We start from the raw sequence: 19,316 nt of genomic DNA, 5'->3' as shown, positions 1-19,316 counted from the left end.
TGCGGTATATACTGGTGATATTATCTAGTTGGCCGTCAGCGCAACTGCATTGAGCTGTCTGGGGCTTCCATCGGGCCCTACAGCCACGATGTTGTCAAAAATGACACGGGTACCCGGTACGATGTTGTTCAGTGCCGAAGACATGCTTGAGCTGAGCTGTCCGCCCGAGGTGGAGAGGACGATGGCGTCGGCACGTGGCTTGGCGATGATCATCGTAAATTTGGTCACTTTAAATGACGCGTCAAAGTCGAAGTTGTCGAGTTTGGCAAAAAGGGCATTTTGTGCTTTGAGGGCTACAGTAGCCATTGATCCACCCGTTTTACCGGCAAACTTAGCTATTGGATCAGGGATCCGTTTGACACGGAACTCCGTCGAGCTCAGCGTCTGTGTTTTGCCCGGAGCGACTTCGGCAGATACCGTGATGCGGGCTGTGCCCGGAGAACTTACCCTAACATTGTATTTACCACCACCGGCACTGGAAATGCTGCCACCGCTCATGCTGACGCGGATTTTGTCCGTCGGTGTACCCGGTGCAGATACCGAAATGGGATTATTCACACCGATATACAGGACGTTCATCTTGTCTGGAGAGACCACAGCTGAAGGACGGGCCACCTGATAGGTCTGCTGCGGTGTGCGGTATTCCTTAAACGTGCCATCTGTCTGCTTTACGCGGATCACGCCGGTCCAGGTGAAGATCCCTTCCCTGTTGGTCGCAACACTGTATACACCTTTTCCATCGACAACCTGTAGGGCCGAACCGTTTACCGAGATCGCAGGTTCAGATTTTGAATCGGACGCTGTCAGGAATACTTCCGCTTTATAGGGTTGTCCCTGGATCAGGTAAGAGCTGGGTGCTACCGCTACCGCCGCAAACTTGTCCAGATTCACCACGGCCTGATCCATCTTACCGAGAATGATTTTGACAATATCAGACTCTGCATTTTGTGCATCGGTCTGAATTTTGGTCAGAATGGTCATGGCGGCCGTCAATGGTGTACCGCTGCCAAAATTGATCTCCTCCCAAGATTTTTTACCATTGACGGATTTCTCGGGATCTTTGGCTTCCAATGAGAAGGATACCGTTTTTTGTTCTTCAGGTGTCAGTAGGGCCAATAGTTTGGCTCGGGTCTGATTGATCTTGTCTTTCAGTACAGTTGCCTTCTTTTCATTGATCATCAGATTGGGGGCGATGTCTTCGTTTTCACGTTTGACCAGGTCGCCTCGCTCTTCATCATAGCCGCCGCCCTGCTTCACAAACTCCTCCTTGAGGGAGGCGATGTATTGATTGAGCTCGCCGATGATGGCCTGTGCCTTTTTGGCTTTTTCATAGATGGGCTTTGCCCGGGCTGGTTCCTCCTTTAATTTGCTATTTTCAAATGCGGTAAACAGCTGCTGTACCGCCGTGTTGACATTTGATTTGGATGTCTCCAGACTGTTGTTGATATTTTTGAATGCGTCCAAGATCGAATCCGGTACATTGAGTGCCAGTAAGGCAAGCAAGACCAGATAGAGGATGCCGATCATCCGCTGCCTTGGCGTTTCTCTTCCTAATGCCATTGTTGTTGAATTAAGTTATACAAGAATAAATTAGATGCGTGGCTGGTTCATGGCACTGAGCATATTGCCATAGATGGCGTTGAGTGCGTTGAGATTTTTGGCCAGCTTGCCAACTTCTTCTTTGAATGCTTTGGAGTCGTCCAGCGATTCGTTGAAGTTCTGCATGGTATAACTGAGGTTCTCGTAAAACTTGTTCATGGACTGTAGGTGAGATGCCGAGTCGCGCAGCTCGCGCTCGTACATGGCATTGAGCTGACTCAGGTTGGTCGTGAGGCTCCTGACCTGATCATGGTAGCTAGCGGTATCCCCCGAAGTGTTGGACATCGCCACCAGGTTTTCAGAAGCTTTTTCAAAGGCCGTGCTCAGGTGGTCAAACTTAGAGGTTGCTGTCCGCAATTTCTGGGTAAACTCTTCCGTGGCTAAGGAGACATCGGAGAGCCTGTTGATGGCAGATACTTTTTCGCTAAAATCACGTAATCCGCGGCCCAGATTTTCGATACTGGCAGGCTCGATGTTAGCATCGGCAAACATTTTGTCCAAAGCAGCAGTAGCGGAGGGACCTGCAGGCTGTGCAACGACAGCTTTGCCCCGGGCAGGGAGTTCGCCGTTAAAGTTATCGTCCAGTTCAGGATAGACGCGTGACCAGTCAGGCTCAGGCGGCGGGGGATTGAATCCCATCAGAAAGAATAGAAAAGCCTCTACGCCAAGTCCGATTCCAATCATATAGTTGGCTGTACTGCCGCCGATATGCAGGATCTTGAAGAGTACGCCGATAATGACGATACTCGCACCCCAGGATATGGCCACGTTCAGCCATCTTGAATTGTCTTTTTTCTTGCTCATAGTTTTGTATGTGTGTGTTGGTTTAATTTTCTTGGAAAGCTCTGATTATGTTTAACGCCTTTTACCCCTGTATAACGCCAGTTGTATATTTTCTATTATATCAAACGTATTGAAAAGCATGATTATTTAGTGCTGATTCTAATCGGCACTAATTAAACAAAAAACATACCAAAAACAATCCTTTACGCAGGCTTTTTGATCTGCGGATGTTGTTTTAGAGAGCCTTGATCCATCCATTTTCTCAAAATAAAACAAACGTTCCCGCGGTTGAGCAGTTATTTTATAAGAACTAAGATGTATAAATAACAGAAAACATACTCTTATGGCTGATATATTCATTCGACTTTCAGAGACCTGGCCGGCATGGCTCTGGAATATTGCGTTAATCTTATTTTCATTTCTGGTCGGCATCTTGATTAAAATGATTTTTATTCCCCTGCTGCGCCGGCAGGCCATCGAGCAGTCTTCCTATTCGCTGTTCCGCTCCTTTATCAGGCGCTTCAACCGTGTGCTAAGCATTTTTATTCCACTGGTTATTTTCAATAGCCTGCTTCCTTTTTCCCATTTCAATACAACGACCCTACGTGTGGTTTCCAGACTGAATGAGATTCTGCTGGTCGCATTTTTTGCTGTCGCCTTGATCCAGGCCATTAAAGTTTTTGAAGACTATCTCTACCATCGTTTCGATGTCAACAAGGAGAATAATCTGCGTGAACGTAAAGTCAGAACCCAGATCGTCTTTATCCGCAAGGTAGTGGTCACCATTATCATCCTGGTATCTCTGGCGATCATCTTACTGAGTTTTGAAAGTATGCAGAAAATAGGAGCAGGGTTGCTCACGGGGGTGGGGGTAGGTGGAATTATCATCGGTTTTGCCGCCCAAAAGTCACTTGGCAACTTGCTGGCGGGTTTTCAGATTGCTTTTACGCAGCCGATACGTATGGATGACGTACTGGTAGTAGAGGGCGAATGGGGACGTGTTGAAGAGATCAACCTCACCTATGTGGTGGTGAATATCTGGGACAAACGGCGGCTGGTATTGCCGATTACTTATTTTATTGAGAAACCCTTCCAGAACTGGACCCGTACAACTGCTGAAATCCTGGGGACGGTATTTATCTATACTGACTTTACAATACCTGTACAGCAGCTGCGCGAGAAGCTGACGGCCCTGCTGACTGGCCATCCTCTCTGGGATGGCCAGGTCAATGTGCTCCAGGTCACTGATTTCAAGGAGCAAACTATGGAGATCCGTTGTCTGATGAGCTGCCGCAATTCGGGGCAGGCTTTTGATCTCCGCTGTTACATACGGGAAAAGATGATCGAATATATCCGGACCAACTTTCCCGACGCACTGTCCAAGACACGGATTGAATACCTTCCCGCGGCTGAAAAAACGTGATAGCTTTAATGGTTTATTCATAACCGGATTTTTTCAGAAGGCATATACGCGTCAAATTATATATTTGTAATGATTTTATGAGATTGCTATGCTTATACTCTTTGCCATTATCTCGGGGCTCCTGATTGTGCTGAGCTTGATGCCTTTCATTCAGAGCCAGCACTGGGTCTTTCGGGTGGCCGAATTTATCAAACTGCAGCTCTTGGTCTTCCAGGTGCCCGCTCTAGCCTGGGGGCTTTATCTGCTTGACGAAGCGCCCTGGGTCTGGGGATTAGAGGTCATGCAGGCAGCATTGATACTCTATCATGTTTACATCTTGGTGCGTTATACGAAGTTTTGGCGCCGCGAGAAATATGAAAAAGGTAAGGATGCATCGGATAGCATTAAGATTATTTCCTGTAATGTACTGCAATTTAATAAAGAACACGAACGGTTTGTTGCGCTGGTCAAAAAAGAGCAACCGCAGATCTTTCTGACGATGGAAAGCGATGCGGTGTGGGAAAAGGCGCTCCGTGTACTCGAAGTAGATTATCCAAATACTGTGAAGGTGACTCTCGACAATACCTACGGTATGCACTTTTACACAAACCTGAAAATTAATAAAAGTCAGGTGCATTACTTTGTCGCCGACGATATTCCCAGTATTGAAGCCGAACTCGAAACAGCCGATGGTCACCGCTTTATCTTTTTTGCGGTACATCCGCCACCACCTAGTCCGACGGAGGAGGAAAATTCCAAAGAGCGGGATGGCGACCTGCTCAGTGTGGCCAAACGGGTACGGGACTATAAAATGCCTGTGGTAGTCACCGGGGACTTTAATAATGTGGCCTGGGCAAAATCCTCTGTATTGTTCAAAAAAACAAGTAAGCTGATCGATGCACGCATTGGAAGGGGGATCCTATCCACATTCCATGCCAATTATTGGTTTTTCCGGGTGCCGCTCGATCTGCTGTTTCATAGCCCTAATGTGTTTATTGATAAGCTATTTATCTACCCTTCTGTGGGGTCCGATCATTTTCCGATGGGGTGTACCTTTTTTATTGATCGCTATTCGGACGAGCAGGCAGAAGATATAGAACATCTGGAGCCCGGAGACATGGCCGAAGTCAATGAAATGATCGCGGAGGGCCGTGAAGAAGAAAGCGATAACCGTGATTAGCATTCTTTTATCTGATTTTCAGTGTATATTCCCGCATAGGAGCAACTGAGAAATAACCCAAAGCATTATTGCTGATATTGGACTGCGGATTTCCGGGGGCAGCGTTGCTCAGGTTGTTCCGCTGGTATTCATTCCAGTACCGGTAGGTATTTTCATCTACACAATAGCGGCGTACAACGATATCATCACCGGGGGAGAGGTCGGTTTCTAGATCCGAGATGTAATGTGTGACTTTCAGCCCATCGTTAAACTGATCATCTTGTACACTGGCAAAACGGAACGGCTTCCCGTTGATGGAGAGGGTATACATATAATAGTTCGGGACTTTGCCAGGGTCCTTGAATGTCATGGTGACAAAGAAGTAACTCTCGCCGGCGAGTTTTCTCTCAAAGGTTCCGGTGGAATCCACGTTAACATAGCTGGACATTTTGCTGTTTGACATATAGATCTGTTGCTGCAGAGAGACTTTTAGCCTATATTGGCGCCCATTGACAGGCATAAAGTTGCGATGAACGTAGTTGCCGTCTTTTTCGTATTGGAATGTATAGCTGTGGTTCTGATCGTCGGTGACAACCACGGTGGCACCTTTTATTCCTGAACTGTTGACTGGCTGATCAAATCCGACTGAGCGTGATATGCGGATGCGCTGTATAGCACTCGCATCGGTAATTTGGGCGTCTATCACCAAGCGTGCGCTTGCTGTATTCAGGTCGATGTCTATTTTCTCTTCACATGCAGTAAACAACAGCAGAAGACAGGGGAAAATTAAGTGTTTTTTCATGGTCATGCGGTCTAAAATTTAAAGTTCCAGGTCAAAGAAGGGACGATGCCGAAAAGCACAATTTTGTAAGCTTCTGTCAGGTTTGGATTGGCCTTATTTTCCCGGAAGTCGATCGTATAGGCGTTCTTGCGGTTGTAGAGATTATATATGCCGAGCGTCCAGCTGGAGCGGAATCCCTTGTTTGTTTTCCCGGGGCTATATGTTGCTCCTAAGTCCAGACGGTGGTAGTCTGGCATACGATAGCCATTTCGTTCGGTATAATAGAACATGGAACGTCCATTGACCAGGTATTTGCCGCTTGGAAAGGTTACTGCATTCCCCGTATTAAACACGAAGGTGGCGCCGATGGTCCAGCTTGGTGTGAGAGCATAGTTGGCGACGACGGCGAGATCATGGCTGCGGTCCTGCCGTGCATTAAACCATCTGCCCTGATTGATAGAAGCAAACTTCCGCTGGCTTTTAGACAAGGTATAGCTGAGCCAGCCGGTGAGCCGGCCGCTATGTTTACGGAAATAGCCTTCCAGGCCATACGCGCGGCCAATTCCAAAAAGCAATTCGCCTTCGAAATGGCTGTTGGCCTGTAGGGTGGCACCATTGCGCACATCGATCTGGTTACGCAGGCGTTTATAGTAGGTCTCGATAGACAGATCATATTGGCTATTCAAAAATTTTTGAAAATAGCCAAAGCTGGCCTGATCGACCATCTGAGGCTTGATCCTTAGGCTACTTAGCACATACTGGTCCGTGGGCAGGCTCGAGCTTGTGTTGGACAGCTGATGTAAGTTCTGCACCAGACGGTTGTAAGATAATTTGAGACTACGCCGCTCATCAAGCAATAAGCTGGCGGCCAATCGGGGCTCTAGATTGATATAATGTTTGGCAATACGGCTTTCGTCACGCTTTTCAGCAATAGGTTTGCCTGCTTGGTCAAATTGATAAAAGGTGCGGGGCCCCAGTACCATAAAGTCATGCATATGGATGCCATAATTGAGAGAGATTCTGTCTGTCGGCTTCCATTCATGCAGCAGATAGCCTCCCAGATCAAGCCCGCGCTGATTCTCCATGGCAGTGGGATTGACCGACTGATTGATGTCGGAGGATAAGTTGGCCGGCCGGATCCGTTGTAATAATAGGCTAGCCCCTGCACGGACGATGTGCTGTTCATTTACATAATAGGAGATATCCTGCTTGGCCTCTACATTCTCGATGGTGGAAGCAACCTGAAAGTCTGTCTGTTCGCTCGACACACCTGCATTGTAGTTGAATCGACTGTATATCAGTGAACTGTTGCTGGTTATCTTGTCAGTAAATCGGTGACTTAAACGTGCAGTAGCCGTGCTGTTGCTCCAGCTAAGGCTAAACAGGTCACTGTATTTTAACTCGTCTCTTCCGTGGTAGCCCGATAGGTAAAGCGACGTTTTCTTGCCTAAATGAAAGCTGAGCTTGCTATTCAGGTCATAGAAATAGAGCTTGTTGTCTGCCATGGCTTTATCCTTTACCAATTTTAGAAAGGAGTCAGCATATGAGCGGCGGGCACTGAAAAGGAATGAACTCTTATCCTGCGCGATCGGGCCCTCGACCTTCAGTCTGGAGGCAATAACACCAAGTCCGCCCTCTCCTGTAAAATGCTTTTTATTACCTTCCAGCATTGAAATATCCAGCACCGAGGCAATACGGCCGCCAAATTGGGCAGGAATACCACCTTTGTAAAGCTGTATGTCCCGAATGGCGTCTGCGTTGAACGACGAGAAGAAACCTAGCAGATGGGACGGGTTATAGATGGTCGCTTGGTCCAGGAGAACCAAATTCTGACCTACGTCACCGCCACGAACGGTAAAATGCGCTGATCCCTCACCGCCGCTTTGTACCCCCGGCAAGAGCTGTATAGTCTTCAATACGTCTTGTTCGCCAAGCAGGGCCGGTACATCCCTAATTTCTTTGATGCTAAGATGAACTGTGCCTGACTGCGGACCGTCTAGCGCTTGGCCTTGCCGCGGACGCGACACCAGGACCTCCTCAAGGATCTGGGGTAACGGTTGCAGCGCATAATCCCGTAAAAGCGGTTGATTTACGCTGATGCTATGCTGTTGCCGCTGATACTGGGGATGGCTAACCGATAGTCGATACGTTCCGGCAGGGAGCATCAGTTTGTAAAAGCCTTGGGCATTGGTAGATGTAACTGTGCTATCGGGCTCCATACGGATTGTGGCCCCAGATAGTGGCTTACCTGTGGCCGCATCGTGAACTGTACCACTTATCGTAAACTGCTGCGCAAAAGTGGCACAAGGAAATAGCACACAGGTGATCGGAATCATGTACTGAATGAACGGAATCATTAAGAATTTGGTCTAGATTGATAATCATACAGCCAATTTGCTGTTAATCTTTTATTAATATTTATTTCTATAGTTTAAACACATGTGTGATTGCAATCGTTTCATTTTTTTCATCCGGATTAGCTATTATGTAACGCTTTTGGTACATAAATATTGTTCTTATATGGCCGTATATGGGGTAAACACCTTCTTCTGCAGCAAAAAGACCCCGGCAAAACGACATAATTTGCAGAGTAATTGACTGAAAATTGCTAATTTAACGATGACTAAGCAGTGGACTAAATTCTAACTAATGGGTAAAGATTATTATGATAGCCTGATGGCAGAATTACAATCGAAAACAATTGACGCCTTACGCTTTCCGCTGATTGTCGGGGTGGTGTTTATTCATACCGACTTTTCCGACATTATTTTAGACGGACAAAAGCAGATCGATTTTGGGAATTTTCCCGTTTTTTCTTCCATTTTTTTCCTATTTTCCAAGCTAATTTTCGAGGTCTGTGTGCCGTTGTTCTTTTTTATTTCTGGCTTTCTGTTTTTTTATAAGACGGAGGGATTTTCCAGGGAGACCTATGTGCAAAAATTGAAAAATCGCGTACGTTCGTTGTTGGTCCCCTATATTTTCTGGAATTTTGTTGTGATATTGTTCTTTTTCCTCGCCCAGACTTTTCTGCCGGAGGGTATGCTGTCGGGCAGGAACAAGCTAATTATCGATTATAGCCTCTCCGATTGGCTGTGGTCATTTTGGGATACTTCCCATATCAATCCGCATCTGGAGAAGACCCTGCCGATCAATTCTCCATTCTGGTTTATCCGGGACCTGATTGTGGTTGTGCTGTGTACTCCACTATTGTACTGGCTACTCAAAAAATGGGGGCTGTATGTGGTCTTGGCATTTGGGCTGCTTTGGGTTTTGTATCCTTATTTCTACAGGCCCGGACTGAGCACCGCCTCGTTCTTCTTCTTTACTGCGGGAGCTTATTTTAGTATACACAAGATAAACTTTGTCGAAATGATGAAGCCTTTGTTTTTTAGGTTGTTACCTGTGTATCTGCTATTGGCCGTTGCGGCATTTTACCTGTTGGGCAGCATATGGTGGAGCTACCTGTATTGCGCCGAAGTGCTGCTCGGTCTTGTGCTCGCCGTTGCTTTAACCGCTGGTGGGATTGAAAAAGGAAAGTGGCAGCCCAATAACTTCTTGACCAGCGGGGCCTTTTTTATTTTTGCTTATCACCGCTTACCGCTGGTATTTGTGATTAAATTTTTGTTTAAATTGGTTCGTCCTCAATCGGATATTTTACTGTTGGTTTTATACTTGGCCGCTCCCGGGCTGATTATTGTTCTGGGCTTGGTGGGTTATAGCTTTTTAAAGCAATGGATGCCCCGCTTTATGGCTGCTGTCGGTGGTGACCGCTAGTGGTATATGTAATTATGAAGAGATATAAATGGTTTAGTATAGGCTTGTTCGCATTGATCGCCGGAATCCTGCTTATAAAATATGTGTCGGGGATCGTCGATAGAAATAGGTACAAGCGGCTCAAGACGGAGTTTGTATTTGCAGATATTATCAATCTTGGCTGTACGTCGCCCAAAAATCAGGGTGCTTCCAATACTTGCTGGTCCTACACAGGTAACTCATTTTTGGAGTCGGAGATGATCCGGATGGGAAAGGATCCTGTGGAAATTTCACAGATTTATACAGCGAGACAGGCCTATCTGGATAAAGCCCGTAATTTTGTTCGTCTTCATGGTGGCATGTATATGGGCGAAGGCGGGCAGCTACTGGACGTATTGCACGTATTTCGCAAATATGGGGCAATGCCAAGATCAGCCTATTCCGGCTTGTACGGCGCCCAGACGTACAACGACTTTAGGAAGATGACACCCATGCTACGTGCGATGCTCAAGGTGCTGGTCAAAAGCAAACCGTTGGCACGCCATTGGGAAGAGGCGTATCAGGCGGCGCTCGATAAGCATTTGGGGGAAGTGCCGGCTAACTTCGAGTACAAAGGTAAGACCTATACTGCGCGCAGCTTTGCCGACCAGGTCATCGGGATCAATCCGGATGATTATATCGGTCTGGCTTCGGTGACTGATCAGCCTTATTTTAAACCTTTTGTGCTCCTGGTGCCGGACAACTGGTCTTTTCACAATTTTTACAATGTGCCCATGCAGGACCTGACCCAGATTATTGATGGCGCCCTGCGCAAGGGCTATACGGTGGCCTGGACCACTGATGTATCAGAAAAAGGGTTCTCCTGGCCGTATGGTATAGCTTATGTCCCAGAAAAAGACTTTGAAAATCTCCCGGACGAGGACAAGGAAGCCATGTTTGTAAAGCCACAGCCCGAACGGAAGGTCACTGCCGAGGAGCGCCAGAGGGCTTTTGATGACTGGAGTACCACTGACGATCATGCGATGCATATTGTGGGGCTTGCCAAAGACCAATATGATAAAGAATATTATATGGTCAAAAATTCATGGGGCAAAACGAATAATTTCAAAGGCTTTATGTATGTGACCAAGGAATTTGTAAGGTACAAAACCATTACGCTGATGTTGCATAGGGATGCGCTGGAGACAGCGATCAAAACTAAAATTAAGCCCAATTCCTAAATGTTTCCATAATCTGATGGAATTTTTGCTGTATGAAAGACATCAAACATACAGCAAAGCTGGTGGCGACGCTGATTTCAATTGGCCTGCTGAGCGCTTCAGATCCTGTCTATGCACAGCAAAGTCCTGCTAAACCCGATAAGGTACATCACGCCGAACCGTTATACAATGATCTGGTGCGCGATTTGGGCGCCCGAAAAGGAGAAAAGGAAATTAATGTAGGGGCAGATATCAAAAAGATGAAAGACGCCGATGAATATGGCTATTTGATGGAATATGAATTTGCGCCGGTCAACCGTCTGGGCCTTGAAGTAGAGACGGATTTTGCCTATTCAAAAAGTAAGGTGGCAGGTTCCGGTTCGAGCAATGCACTCGAACGGTTGCGTTTATCTTCTCAATACTCTTTTTATGTTTCTAAGCCACATGCCACGACTCTGGCGGTTGGATACACGCAGATTTTTAACTTCGTGGAAGGCGGAACAGCCTTTAATCCCTTTTTTATTGCAGCCAAAAGCTGGCATAGCAATTGGCATACCTTGATTTATACAGGGCCGGAGCTGGCATACCGGTATAAAACGCGGAAGGCGGAACTGAACTGGCAGATCAATACTTCTTTTCATTATACACTGCCTCAGTCGGATCACTTTATTGGTTTGGAAATCAATCAGGTGGTTGCTAATGGTAGGTTGGAAACCACACTGCATCCTCAGGTTAAGCTGGGGCTGAATGATAAGCTGGCTATTGGTATGGCGGTAGGTCTTCCGGTTGGGGACAGGGAGGATAGTGTCAGTTCTTTTTTCCGGCTGATCTACCAATTGTGATGAATACTGGCCAAAAGAACTCGGCAAAAGCCCAAAGACTTGCCGAGTATAGGTATTTCAAGTGTAAGGAATAGGATGGACTATACTGAAGATCAAAATTTTTGATTGGTCCAATACCTTTTTGACCACCCCGTCGTTAAGAAATATAGTGTGTTGATTGTCAGCTTTTTTTGTTGATGTGATATGGATGTGAAAGGTTATTTTTATGATATTGTTTATCGAAATGCTAATCTTTGTCATGGAGCAAAATCAAAAATGGCAAAGAATAAATCAGAGCTGAAGATGGTCATTCCTGCAGATTTAAGTAAGAGGCTTAGCGGCTTCGGATTATACAAGTTGGCAAAGTACGTTCAGGTAATAGACGGTGACGGCGGTTCGGACCGTTTTTATATTATCAAAACATTCGGTCCAACTGTCATTCAGGTGGGAGCCGAATATATGGATCTCCAGACTGGACAGCTGCTCTTCATTTCGCCCGGAAAAACAATACATCTACCCAAGGATACCCAGACCCGAGGTTACCTCATCTCGTTTACTCAGAAATTTTATGAGCGCTCTAGCTCGGATACGAGAATGCTCAACTCGGCTTTATTCTTTGCAGACGAACCGGCGGTTAAGGTCAATGATGAACTTCGCAACGAGGAGCTATTTAATGTGCATATTGTGGATCGTATATATGCTGCCATGGAACAGGGTACCGAGATATTGGACCTAGTGGTACATCACTGTATTGAGTCCCTCTTATTGGAAGGCTATTATAAGCTTTCGCTTAATGGTATCACTGAAAAGCTCAGCAAGTCTGCCAACCAATCACTTGTCAATACCTTCAGCGTACTGGTCCATAAATACTATCGGAAACACACTAACGTACAGTTTTATGCGGATAAATTGCATGTTACACCGCGCAGACTGAGTGATTTGTGTACGGCGTATACAGGAAAATCTGCAAAAACCATCATATCGGACATTGTGGGTAAAGAGGCTGTACGTCTGATCCGACATAGTAATCTGTCCATTGCACAGATTGCTTATGAAATGGGGTTTAAGGACGAGTCGAATTTCAGAAACTTTGTCAAAAAGAAAACCGGGCATATTCCCCGTATGCATCGGCAATCTGAGGAGCATTAAATTGACTCTCAAGAGTATATAATGGAGTATCTCTTGGACAGCTTTCCAGCGAGATGCAATTAACAATGTCGCACATTTTCTGAGGTTATCCCAATACGTGATATCAGTGTTCAGGGGTTGACAAAGTGTGGCCAGATGCTCTAGTATAACTGTCTGGGCGTAGAAAAACGAAAAATAGGCTATGCAAAAAATAGGCTATGCTCTCCGATGATGACCTTAACAATTGCGTAAAGGGGAAAGGGATAGGATGCCAAAAAGTGTGATACGGATGTGAAAGCCATTTTTTTTTGGTTTTTGAAGCGATTGACAATCTTTGTATCGGAGATAATAAATCATGACGGACAACTCCTTTGTCAGCGTGAATGGTGAAACATAAGAAGAAAATTACACAATAAGGGACATATGATCCTCCCCGCGGATAGTCAAATTATGGAACCGTTTCGGGAAGAGTATCGTGATAATTGAAACAATATTTTGCTAGTTGCCCTCAGGATTCGATGGGTATGAATGTAGGTGTGTATTGTATTGCAAGTACAACCACCTGTCTGATTCACTCGACATAAAAAACAGCAGATTACAAATCTGGTACTTAGTCACATTCTTAAATCCAGGGAGAGAGAAGATGAAAGTAACGCAGGACGATATACTTTGATACTGAGTTTTGTTGGTGGCGGACTACTGTTGACGGGCATTTATTTTATCTGGAATGCGAATCGCAAACGTCGGCTCCAGGGAAAACATGAAGATGCATTATCTGAACGGGAGAATGTGAATAAGATGCTATCGATAAACAATAAGGAACTTTCTGAACAAGTAGAAGAAAATAAGTTCAATAATTTGCTGGCGCTCGCTAAGAGTAATAACCCTGAGTTCTTGATCTTGTTCAGTGAGTTATATCCTGAGTTTATAGAGGCCCTGAAGGATATGGATCCAAAGATCAGAAGTACAGAACTGGAGTTCTGCGCCATGGCCTACCTCAATTTCTCGACCAAAAACATTGCCGAATATACTTTTGTGACCATACGTGCAGTGCAGGTACGGAAAAACAGATTGCGTAAGAAGTTTAACATCCCTTCGGACGAAGATTTTAACAGCTGGATGCGTGAAAAGATAAAAGTTAATATTTAATCAAATAAAAAACGCGGCCATCTCCGCATTAATACGGCTGCGTTTTGTTAATACCCGGGTTTGCGCCAAGACGTTACCGGTATTATTCATTTGGAAAACGCAGTCTGACCGTAGTACCTTTTCCAAGTTTGCTTTCGAGGCGCAGATCTCCGCCGAGCATCTGCATTAGCCGGCTGGCCAACGTCAGACCGATGCCAGATCCGCTAGTGGTAGGCGGCGTATTTTGTGCTCTGTAGAAAGCTGATTTAACTTTGAATAGTTCCTCTTCAGGGATACCAATACCATTATCACTAATGGTATAGACAATTCCCTGTGCATTTACTATGCTGTTAATTTCTACTTCAGGATCCTGAGAATGAGCTGAGTATTGTACGGCATTCCCGATAATGGCGGAAAAAATCTGGGTTAACGTGCCCTTCTCTCCGTAGACAGGACGCAAATCCGCGGTTGAAAGTAGACATGTAGGATTGTCGTATTTTATTTTGCACTCTTCAAAAATCGGCTGGATAAGAAGGTGTATAGCAATTTGCTCTTTAACAAAGGAAAAACTTTTGGAGCGCATAAATTCCACCGTTTTGTTGATGATTTCCTCCATATTATTTACACTCTCCTCTAGATTTGATAACCATCGTTGATGCATCTGGGATAATTCGGCTTGGCGCTGGAAAAAAGCAACGCTCAATTTCGCTGAAGAAAGCGGATTTTTTAAATCATGGGATAATGTATGTGTAATCATCTGAAGCTCATTATTGGTACTGATAAGGATTTCACGGGTCTTAGCTTCTTCTTTTGTTCTTAAAAATACTGCTTTACCGATCATTCTATCTAAACTTTTCATGAATGAGATGTCCTCATCGTTCCAAAAGATCGCGGTGTCCAGTATTTCGGTTTCGGTGAGAATAAATTCCTGTTTACTCTCATCATCTTTTATCGCTTTGGATTCTTCGAGTTCCAAAATCGTAAATTTACTTTCGTTTCTAAACCATATAATCCAGTGGTCTCTTTCATCTGCTACACGCAATGCGGCTACTCCCGCAATACGTAGCGGTTCGTCAAATAACTGTTTGCGTTTAAGCCTGAAGTTATTGTCTTTGAACAGATTTTTACCGGTCTGTCTGATGATATCGACCATTTTGCTGATTTGTTTATTGGAAGGTACACTACCCTGTTTGGTAATCACGCCATGATGATAAATGGCTACTCCGTCGGCGTGTGCTAAGCTTGCAATACTGTCTAGATGTTGTAATAAACAATAATTTAGTGAACGGCCAGAGGTAAGCTGTTCATCCAGCTGATTTTTTGTCTCTTTTATAATTGCATAAAAGCTTTCTCCTTTTTGGTTTAGCAGTTGTTTTTGACGTATGGCGGCATTTTGGACCAGCAGTTGGCATAGTACACGTTTCTGATAGTCAATTTTTTTGGGTTGTCGGTTTATGCCGATCACGATTCCCCATAAGATATTGTTGATGACAATGGGTATTGCTAGTGTCGAACTGGCGCCAATCAGTTTGCTAAACTTGGGTTTTTGTGGTAAGGGAGAATATTCTATGGGAATATGTGATAGCGACAGCCGTGTGCACAATTTTTGCTCACGATCTTCCATGTCGGGAATATATACGGATTCATTTCCAGAAAAGAAAGTATAAAGGGCGTCGGATATAAAGGTTTTCGAGAAAAGTTTTCCGGCAAAAGATGATTCAGTACAGGTCGAATATAATATTTTGCTGGTACGATCTTCAAAAATCTGAGCGACCGTAATCACATCAAATGCTGATATATGCTGTACCGCATTTATTAATGTGTGCCACATAGCTCCCGCATTATCATAGGCAGAAAAATGGAACGCATTTATTTGTTTGGAGAATATGACTTCTTCTATTTTTTCTTCTATACGGATAAAAAAATGCCCTTTGTGTGCACAGAGGTGCAAGTAGTAAGCAGAGTCATTGTCTTTAACAACAAATGTTGTTCCAGTGGTTGGTATTTGGGAGATATCATTCAGAATGGTCGATAGCTCCGATGGTAAATCGAAGAGACTTTCTAAAAAAGTAGGTAAGTGAATCCCCAGCAAGCTCTGGATATCTGAGCCTGAAGTCAGCATGTTTTCACTTAGGCCAACGATCGTTTTATCAGGTGCCATGATGAGGAACCTTCCGCTGGTTTGTATGGGCAAATAATTGACTGAATTCATCTTTTCGACTTGAGCCATAATGAAAATAAATACATAGTAAGTTAATGCTTTTCTTTCGGATTAGCAAGTCATACATTGCGATGTTTTTGAATGTTCACTGTTATTGGAACTGGTTATCTGGAGGGTGTGTTGAAGGGTTTAGAAAGAGAATTTTCTTTCTATCCGAAACTGGTCGGTAATGATTACTTATTTTTATTTGTCCGAAAATATAAAAAAGGTCTACGGCTAATAGGGCGATCACATTCAGCGCGGGGTAAGGCCTTACGGTGAAGAGTTTCGTTGCCCACGTATTTTCGGAGTAAACTGTATAGCCTTTCGCTGCTAAAATTCATGTTGTGATCCTTACGGAAATCTACAGTCATCTGTTCCAGCGTTTTCGGTTCGAAGAAATAGTCTGACGCAATAACCATATAGCGGACAAATTCCCGTTGTTGTTTTAGGTCGCTAAGACCGGATTTGTCGATGGGCTCGATGGTGTTTTTCAGTAATAAATTTTGCCGCACCAGCATCACCTCGTTTTTGAACCGAGACAGGTTGGGCGCTTTGGCAATATTGTTACTTAGTGTATATTCCGGATTAAAAAAATCAGACAATGAAATGGAGAATGGCTGGCATATTTTAGCTACATGTTCGACAGAAATAGTAAGCGTTTTGTTATAATGACTGCGCAGTGGTCCGGGATTGAGCCCCGTAAATTGCGCGAGGCCGTCAAGAGAGAGCCCAGTCAGGTTCATGAGGGTGGTCAGCCTTGATGATATCAGTGTTGCTAATTCATTGTTTGTAACTTTTCCCATTTTTTTTGTTATAATATGTTGTCTGTCAGCTAAGTGGAGTGTATTTGCTGATCGTGACAAAAAGGAATGGGACAAACGCCTTCGTCCCATTCTATCCATTAATATTATCAAGCCAAACGCAAAAAAAATGACTCGATGGCCCAAAAGTAAAAAATCTAAATGGAAATGACCGTGTAAAAATTTACTAAAATCGTGTAAAAATGGGATGGTGTAGTAAAATAACTACAAAATGGGAATTAATAAATGGCGATTATGGGATACAATAGGAGCTCTAAAATGAGCTCCTATTGTTAGTTTACACGCTCACTTAAGTGAGCGGAATTTGCATTTTAGTCCGGAAGAACTGGATTTGGGTTGTAGCCTGGTGCATTTCCATTCCATGCAGTATTGCGCACGCAACGCACGTTCATCAGGGACGATTTAACGACATTGATGCTGCCTAACAAATCTATTGCCAACGCATTTGTTGATCGGTAAGATCTAAAGCCTGTGTCGGTGGCAGGCGGTAAAACTGAGAGAAGTCCAGTAGCTGTATGCCCTAGGAAGTGATTTACACCAAGTCCGATCAACGGTGTTCCTAATAGACGGTCGTTGGTCCAGAAGGCAGTATATTTATTTGGTGTATCGCCTATACCTTCGTGCAACTTTTAAGGGACAAAAGTTGTATTGGCTTTTATTGTAATTTCCTTTTTGTTAGTTATTTAGGATTTATTTTTAATAGTGTTTTTGTTACACTATGCGGGTGCTTTTTATACATTTTTAAAATATAAAATATGAAAACAAAAAAAGAAATTTTACTGAATGCGGATGTCCGCTTGCCTTATGAGACACCTTGTGTCAATACCCAAAACGTGGAGCTTGAATACAGTGTTGCGGCGGGGTCAGTACAAGGTACAATGATGGCAGACGGAAACCCAAAGTCAAGATGTAGAATGGAATTAAATCGGGGTGTAATAATTGGTGGTGTAAACAATCTTTTTATGAAAAAACTTACAATAAATCTTAGATTAGCATCTTTCGTGTTACTAACAGTGTGGCTTTCGTCTTGTAGCAAGGATAGTGGTCAGGCTATGATCGAAACCGGGACGACTGTGCGTTTGAATATAGGACAGAGTTACATTAAGGCTGACCCTATTAAAACTGACCCTATTAAAACTGCTTCGGTAGGTCGTAGTTATGCAGCAGCGACGCAAACTGTTGAAATTCCTTTTGACAATCAATATATCCTGATAGCTACGTTAAAGGAGGAGGTCGCGCCGTCTTACTCGGGAATCAGAGCCGCTAATCGAGCAACAGCTGCTTCCACAAATGCTGAGCAGCATGCGTTAAAAGAGGGGACAACTTATTATGTCGCGATATTTGATATGGCTGGCGTCTACAAGGAGACGAAGACCTTTACGCAAGACGCGATGCACAGGACTTTGCGATTGAAGCGGGTAAATATACATTTATTATTTATGCTTCGGGTACCAATAAGGCATTGCCAAGGATTGAAGCTGGAGCAACTTTAAGTGCTGTGAATTTTACAGGTTTGACAGCTGACCAGGACTTTATGCTGGATCAGGTGGAATATGAAGTGAAAGAAGGTCAAAACGTTCTGAATGCCGATTTAGCACATTTGTTTACACAAGTGTCATTGAAATTTGATGCATCCGCTATAGGCGAAGTTGGTAGTATTGCCGGCGCGAGCATCGAGCCTTCCAATGCTGCTGTCGACGTGGCTCTATCCGATGGTGCCCTTTCGTTTAAAGGGGATGTAAATCCAGTTACGTTTCATTTGAAAAATACATCAGGTTCGGTCATTAATTCGGATTCGACTTTTATTACGACGTCGGCAACGAGTAATGGAATCGTCCGATTGAAGGGGGTATCTATCGGTGGGAGTGCGGCGAAAGATGTGGACAAGGGCGGCTGGGATCTGAAGCCAGGCGTAAAATACATCTTGGAATTTACATTGAAAGCTCCTCTTGGAGGAATAAATTCAGGAGGCCATATTTGGGCGCCCGGGAACTTGGTGTAGGACAATGGGAAATATAGCTTTGCTGCACCAAATCAGCTAGCCAGCGAGTGGTATTATAATTGGTTAACACCTGTGGGCGTGGGTACCGCTCCAACCTATAAGGAAATGCTGACATATAACGTCGACAGGGATCCATGTAAAATGGTGGATAAGGCTTGGCGTACTCCTTCTAAAGCTGACTTTGAGTCGTTGTTTGCCGAGGCTGGTGCCGCAACGGACTGGCAATATAAATATTATGGTGCTGAAGGCGTGTTCTATGGCGGTACTGATTTATCAGTCATGTCTTCAAATCCGGAGCCATACCTCTTTTTTCCAGGTTTAAACAGCGGAACTTCCTTCTATTGGAGCTCTAATGATATTGCCGGTGCGGACGAATCGACAGCGTCAAGTGTAAAGTTCGGTGGCTATAATAAACCGAGCAATTTTGGTAGCGATAGTAAAGAGAAAGGATTCCAGATCCGCTGTGTGAGAAACTAGGACATTGACAGTATACCACAATTGACTAATGCGTTCAATTGAAGCACATCCTTATTTCAA

At 44.5% G+C, this 19,316-nt stretch carries 17 protein-coding genes; 10 read left to right on the top strand and 7 right to left on the bottom strand.

The window, feature by feature from the left end; all coding sequences use genetic code 11:
* Positions 1-24 precede the first annotated feature (24 nt).
* Both porM and porL read right to left on the bottom strand, forming a co-directional pair.
* Positions 25-1,560 carry a type IX secretion system motor protein PorM/GldM gene (porM, locus tag FGL37_RS06195; protein WP_028069234.1) on the bottom strand — a complete coding sequence of 512 codons (1,536 nt, stop codon included), beginning with the start codon at positions 1,558-1,560 and terminating at the stop codon, positions 25-27.
* A 30-nt stretch (positions 1,561-1,590) separates the two neighbouring features.
* Positions 1,591-2,403 (bottom strand): type IX secretion system motor protein PorL/GldL, encoded by an 813-nt coding sequence (gene porL / locus FGL37_RS06190; RefSeq protein ID WP_028069233.1) that lies wholly within the window; start codon positions 2,401-2,403, stop codon positions 1,591-1,593.
* Positions 2,404-2,725: 322 nt separating this feature from the next.
* Here porL and FGL37_RS06185 point away from each other — a divergent pair, with 322 nt between their 5' ends.
* The gene (locus FGL37_RS06185; RefSeq protein WP_028069232.1) at positions 2,726-3,805 is read left to right on the top strand and encodes a mechanosensitive ion channel family protein; all 1,080 of its coding nucleotides are present in this window, start codon (positions 2,726-2,728) and stop codon (positions 3,803-3,805) included.
* Between the two features lie 88 nt (positions 3,806-3,893).
* Positions 3,894-4,964: an endonuclease/exonuclease/phosphatase family protein gene (locus FGL37_RS06180; RefSeq protein ID WP_028069231.1), complete on the top strand. Its 1,071-nt coding sequence runs from the start codon at positions 3,894-3,896 to the stop codon at positions 4,962-4,964.
* A gap of 7 nt (positions 4,965-4,971) precedes the next feature.
* On the opposite strand, the gene FGL37_RS06175 is transcribed toward FGL37_RS06180, so the two are convergent.
* Together FGL37_RS06175 and FGL37_RS06170 are read right to left on the bottom strand one after the other, a co-directional pair.
* Positions 4,972-5,745, bottom strand: a complete 774-nt coding sequence (locus tag FGL37_RS06175; RefSeq protein WP_028069230.1) for a DUF4249 domain-containing protein — start codon at positions 5,743-5,745, stop codon at positions 4,972-4,974.
* 11 nt (positions 5,746-5,756) lie between these two features.
* The gene (locus tag FGL37_RS06170) at positions 5,757-8,081 is read right to left on the bottom strand and encodes a TonB-dependent receptor (protein ID WP_028069229.1); all 2,325 of its coding nucleotides are present in this window, start codon (positions 8,079-8,081) and stop codon (positions 5,757-5,759) included.
* A 292-nt stretch (positions 8,082-8,373) separates the two neighbouring features.
* Here FGL37_RS06170 and FGL37_RS06165 point away from each other — a divergent pair, with 292 nt between their 5' ends.
* The 5 genes from FGL37_RS06165 to FGL37_RS06145 all read left to right on the top strand — a co-directional run bounded on the left by FGL37_RS06165 (position 8,374) and on the right by FGL37_RS06145 (position 13,774).
* Entirely contained in the window at positions 8,374-9,498 is a 1,125-nt protein-coding gene (locus tag FGL37_RS06165) for an acyltransferase family protein (protein ID WP_028069228.1), read from the top strand.
* A 14-nt stretch (positions 9,499-9,512) separates the two neighbouring features.
* On the top strand, positions 9,513-10,697 hold the full coding sequence (locus tag FGL37_RS06160) for a C1 family peptidase (protein ID WP_051606727.1): 1,185 nt from the start codon (positions 9,513-9,515) through the stop codon (positions 10,695-10,697).
* A gap of 32 nt (positions 10,698-10,729) precedes the next feature.
* Positions 10,730-11,518, top strand: a complete 789-nt coding sequence (locus tag FGL37_RS06155) for an HAEPLYID family protein (protein ID WP_028069227.1) — start codon at positions 10,730-10,732, stop codon at positions 11,516-11,518.
* 255 nt (positions 11,519-11,773) lie between these two features.
* Positions 11,774-12,646, top strand: a complete 873-nt coding sequence (locus FGL37_RS06150) for a helix-turn-helix domain-containing protein (protein ID WP_160169472.1) — start codon at positions 11,774-11,776, stop codon at positions 12,644-12,646.
* A gap of 648 nt (positions 12,647-13,294) precedes the next feature.
* Positions 13,295-13,774, top strand: coding sequence for a helix-turn-helix transcriptional regulator (locus FGL37_RS06145; RefSeq protein WP_028069225.1), 480 nt, complete (start codon positions 13,295-13,297; stop codon positions 13,772-13,774).
* An 82-nt stretch (positions 13,775-13,856) separates the two neighbouring features.
* Here the strand turns inward: FGL37_RS06145 and FGL37_RS06140 are convergent, their stop codons facing one another.
* The 3 genes from FGL37_RS06140 to FGL37_RS06130 all read right to left on the bottom strand — a co-directional run bounded on the left by FGL37_RS06140 (position 13,857) and on the right by FGL37_RS06130 (position 17,403).
* Entirely contained in the window at positions 13,857-15,965 is a 2,109-nt protein-coding gene (locus FGL37_RS06140) for a GAF domain-containing sensor histidine kinase (protein ID WP_160169471.1), read from the bottom strand.
* A 182-nt stretch (positions 15,966-16,147) separates the two neighbouring features.
* Entirely contained in the window at positions 16,148-16,759 is a 612-nt protein-coding gene (locus FGL37_RS06135) for a helix-turn-helix domain-containing protein (RefSeq protein WP_138096706.1), read from the bottom strand.
* Between the two features lie 329 nt (positions 16,760-17,088).
* The gene (locus FGL37_RS06130) at positions 17,089-17,403 is read right to left on the bottom strand and encodes a hypothetical protein (RefSeq protein ID WP_138096704.1); all 315 of its coding nucleotides are present in this window, start codon (positions 17,401-17,403) and stop codon (positions 17,089-17,091) included.
* A 129-nt stretch (positions 17,404-17,532) separates the two neighbouring features.
* Here FGL37_RS06130 and FGL37_RS06125 point away from each other — a divergent pair, with 129 nt between their 5' ends.
* The 3 genes from FGL37_RS06125 to FGL37_RS06115 all read left to right on the top strand — a co-directional run bounded on the left by FGL37_RS06125 (position 17,533) and on the right by FGL37_RS06115 (position 19,256).
* Positions 17,533-18,270 carry a hypothetical protein gene (locus FGL37_RS06125; protein ID WP_028069221.1) on the top strand — a complete coding sequence of 246 codons (738 nt, stop codon included), beginning with the start codon at positions 17,533-17,535 and terminating at the stop codon, positions 18,268-18,270.
* A gap of 5 nt (positions 18,271-18,275) precedes the next feature.
* Entirely contained in the window at positions 18,276-18,779 is a 504-nt protein-coding gene (locus tag FGL37_RS06120) for a hypothetical protein (RefSeq protein ID WP_138096702.1), read from the top strand.
* A 105-nt stretch (positions 18,780-18,884) separates the two neighbouring features.
* The gene (locus FGL37_RS06115; protein WP_138096700.1) at positions 18,885-19,256 is read left to right on the top strand and encodes a hypothetical protein; all 372 of its coding nucleotides are present in this window, start codon (positions 18,885-18,887) and stop codon (positions 19,254-19,256) included.
* Positions 19,257-19,316 lie beyond the last annotated feature (60 nt).

The sequence above is a fragment of the Sphingobacterium thalpophilum genome, from assembly GCF_901482695.1.
GTDB classification, from domain to species: Bacteria; Bacteroidota; Bacteroidia; order Sphingobacteriales; family Sphingobacteriaceae; genus Sphingobacterium; species Sphingobacterium thalpophilum.
This window is presented reverse-complemented; position numbering and strand designations above follow the sequence as displayed.

Coding starts and splice junctions, on each gene's coding strand:
- porM (WP_028069234.1), bottom strand. CDS start 1,560: ATGGCATTAGGAAGAGAAACGCCAAGGCAGCGGATGATCGGCATCCTC.
- porL (WP_028069233.1), bottom strand. CDS start 2,403: ATGAGCAAGAAAAAAGACAATTCAAGATGGCTGAACGTGGCCATATCC.
- FGL37_RS06185 (WP_028069232.1), top strand. CDS start 2,726: ATGGCTGATATATTCATTCGACTTTCAGAGACCTGGCCGGCATGGCTC.
- FGL37_RS06180 (WP_028069231.1), top strand. CDS start 3,894: ATGCTTATACTCTTTGCCATTATCTCGGGGCTCCTGATTGTGCTGAGC.
- FGL37_RS06175 (WP_028069230.1), bottom strand. CDS start 5,745: ATGAAAAAACACTTAATTTTCCCCTGTCTTCTGCTGTTGTTTACTGCA.
- FGL37_RS06170 (WP_028069229.1), bottom strand. CDS start 8,081: ATGATTCCGTTCATTCAGTACATGATTCCGATCACCTGTGTGCTATTT.
- FGL37_RS06165 (WP_028069228.1), top strand. CDS start 8,374: ATGGGTAAAGATTATTATGATAGCCTGATGGCAGAATTACAATCGAAA.
- FGL37_RS06160 (WP_051606727.1), top strand. CDS start 9,513: ATGAAGAGATATAAATGGTTTAGTATAGGCTTGTTCGCATTGATCGCC.
- FGL37_RS06155 (WP_028069227.1), top strand. CDS start 10,730: ATGAAAGACATCAAACATACAGCAAAGCTGGTGGCGACGCTGATTTCA.
- FGL37_RS06150 (WP_160169472.1), top strand. CDS start 11,774: ATGGCAAAGAATAAATCAGAGCTGAAGATGGTCATTCCTGCAGATTTA.
- FGL37_RS06140 (WP_160169471.1), bottom strand. CDS start 15,965: ATGAATTCAGTCAATTATTTGCCCATACAAACCAGCGGAAGGTTCCTC.
- FGL37_RS06135 (WP_138096706.1), bottom strand. CDS start 16,759: ATGGGAAAAGTTACAAACAATGAATTAGCAACACTGATATCATCAAGG.
- FGL37_RS06125 (WP_028069221.1), top strand. CDS start 17,533: ATGAAAACAAAAAAAGAAATTTTACTGAATGCGGATGTCCGCTTGCCT.
- FGL37_RS06115 (WP_138096700.1), top strand. CDS start 18,885: ATGCTGACATATAACGTCGACAGGGATCCATGTAAAATGGTGGATAAG.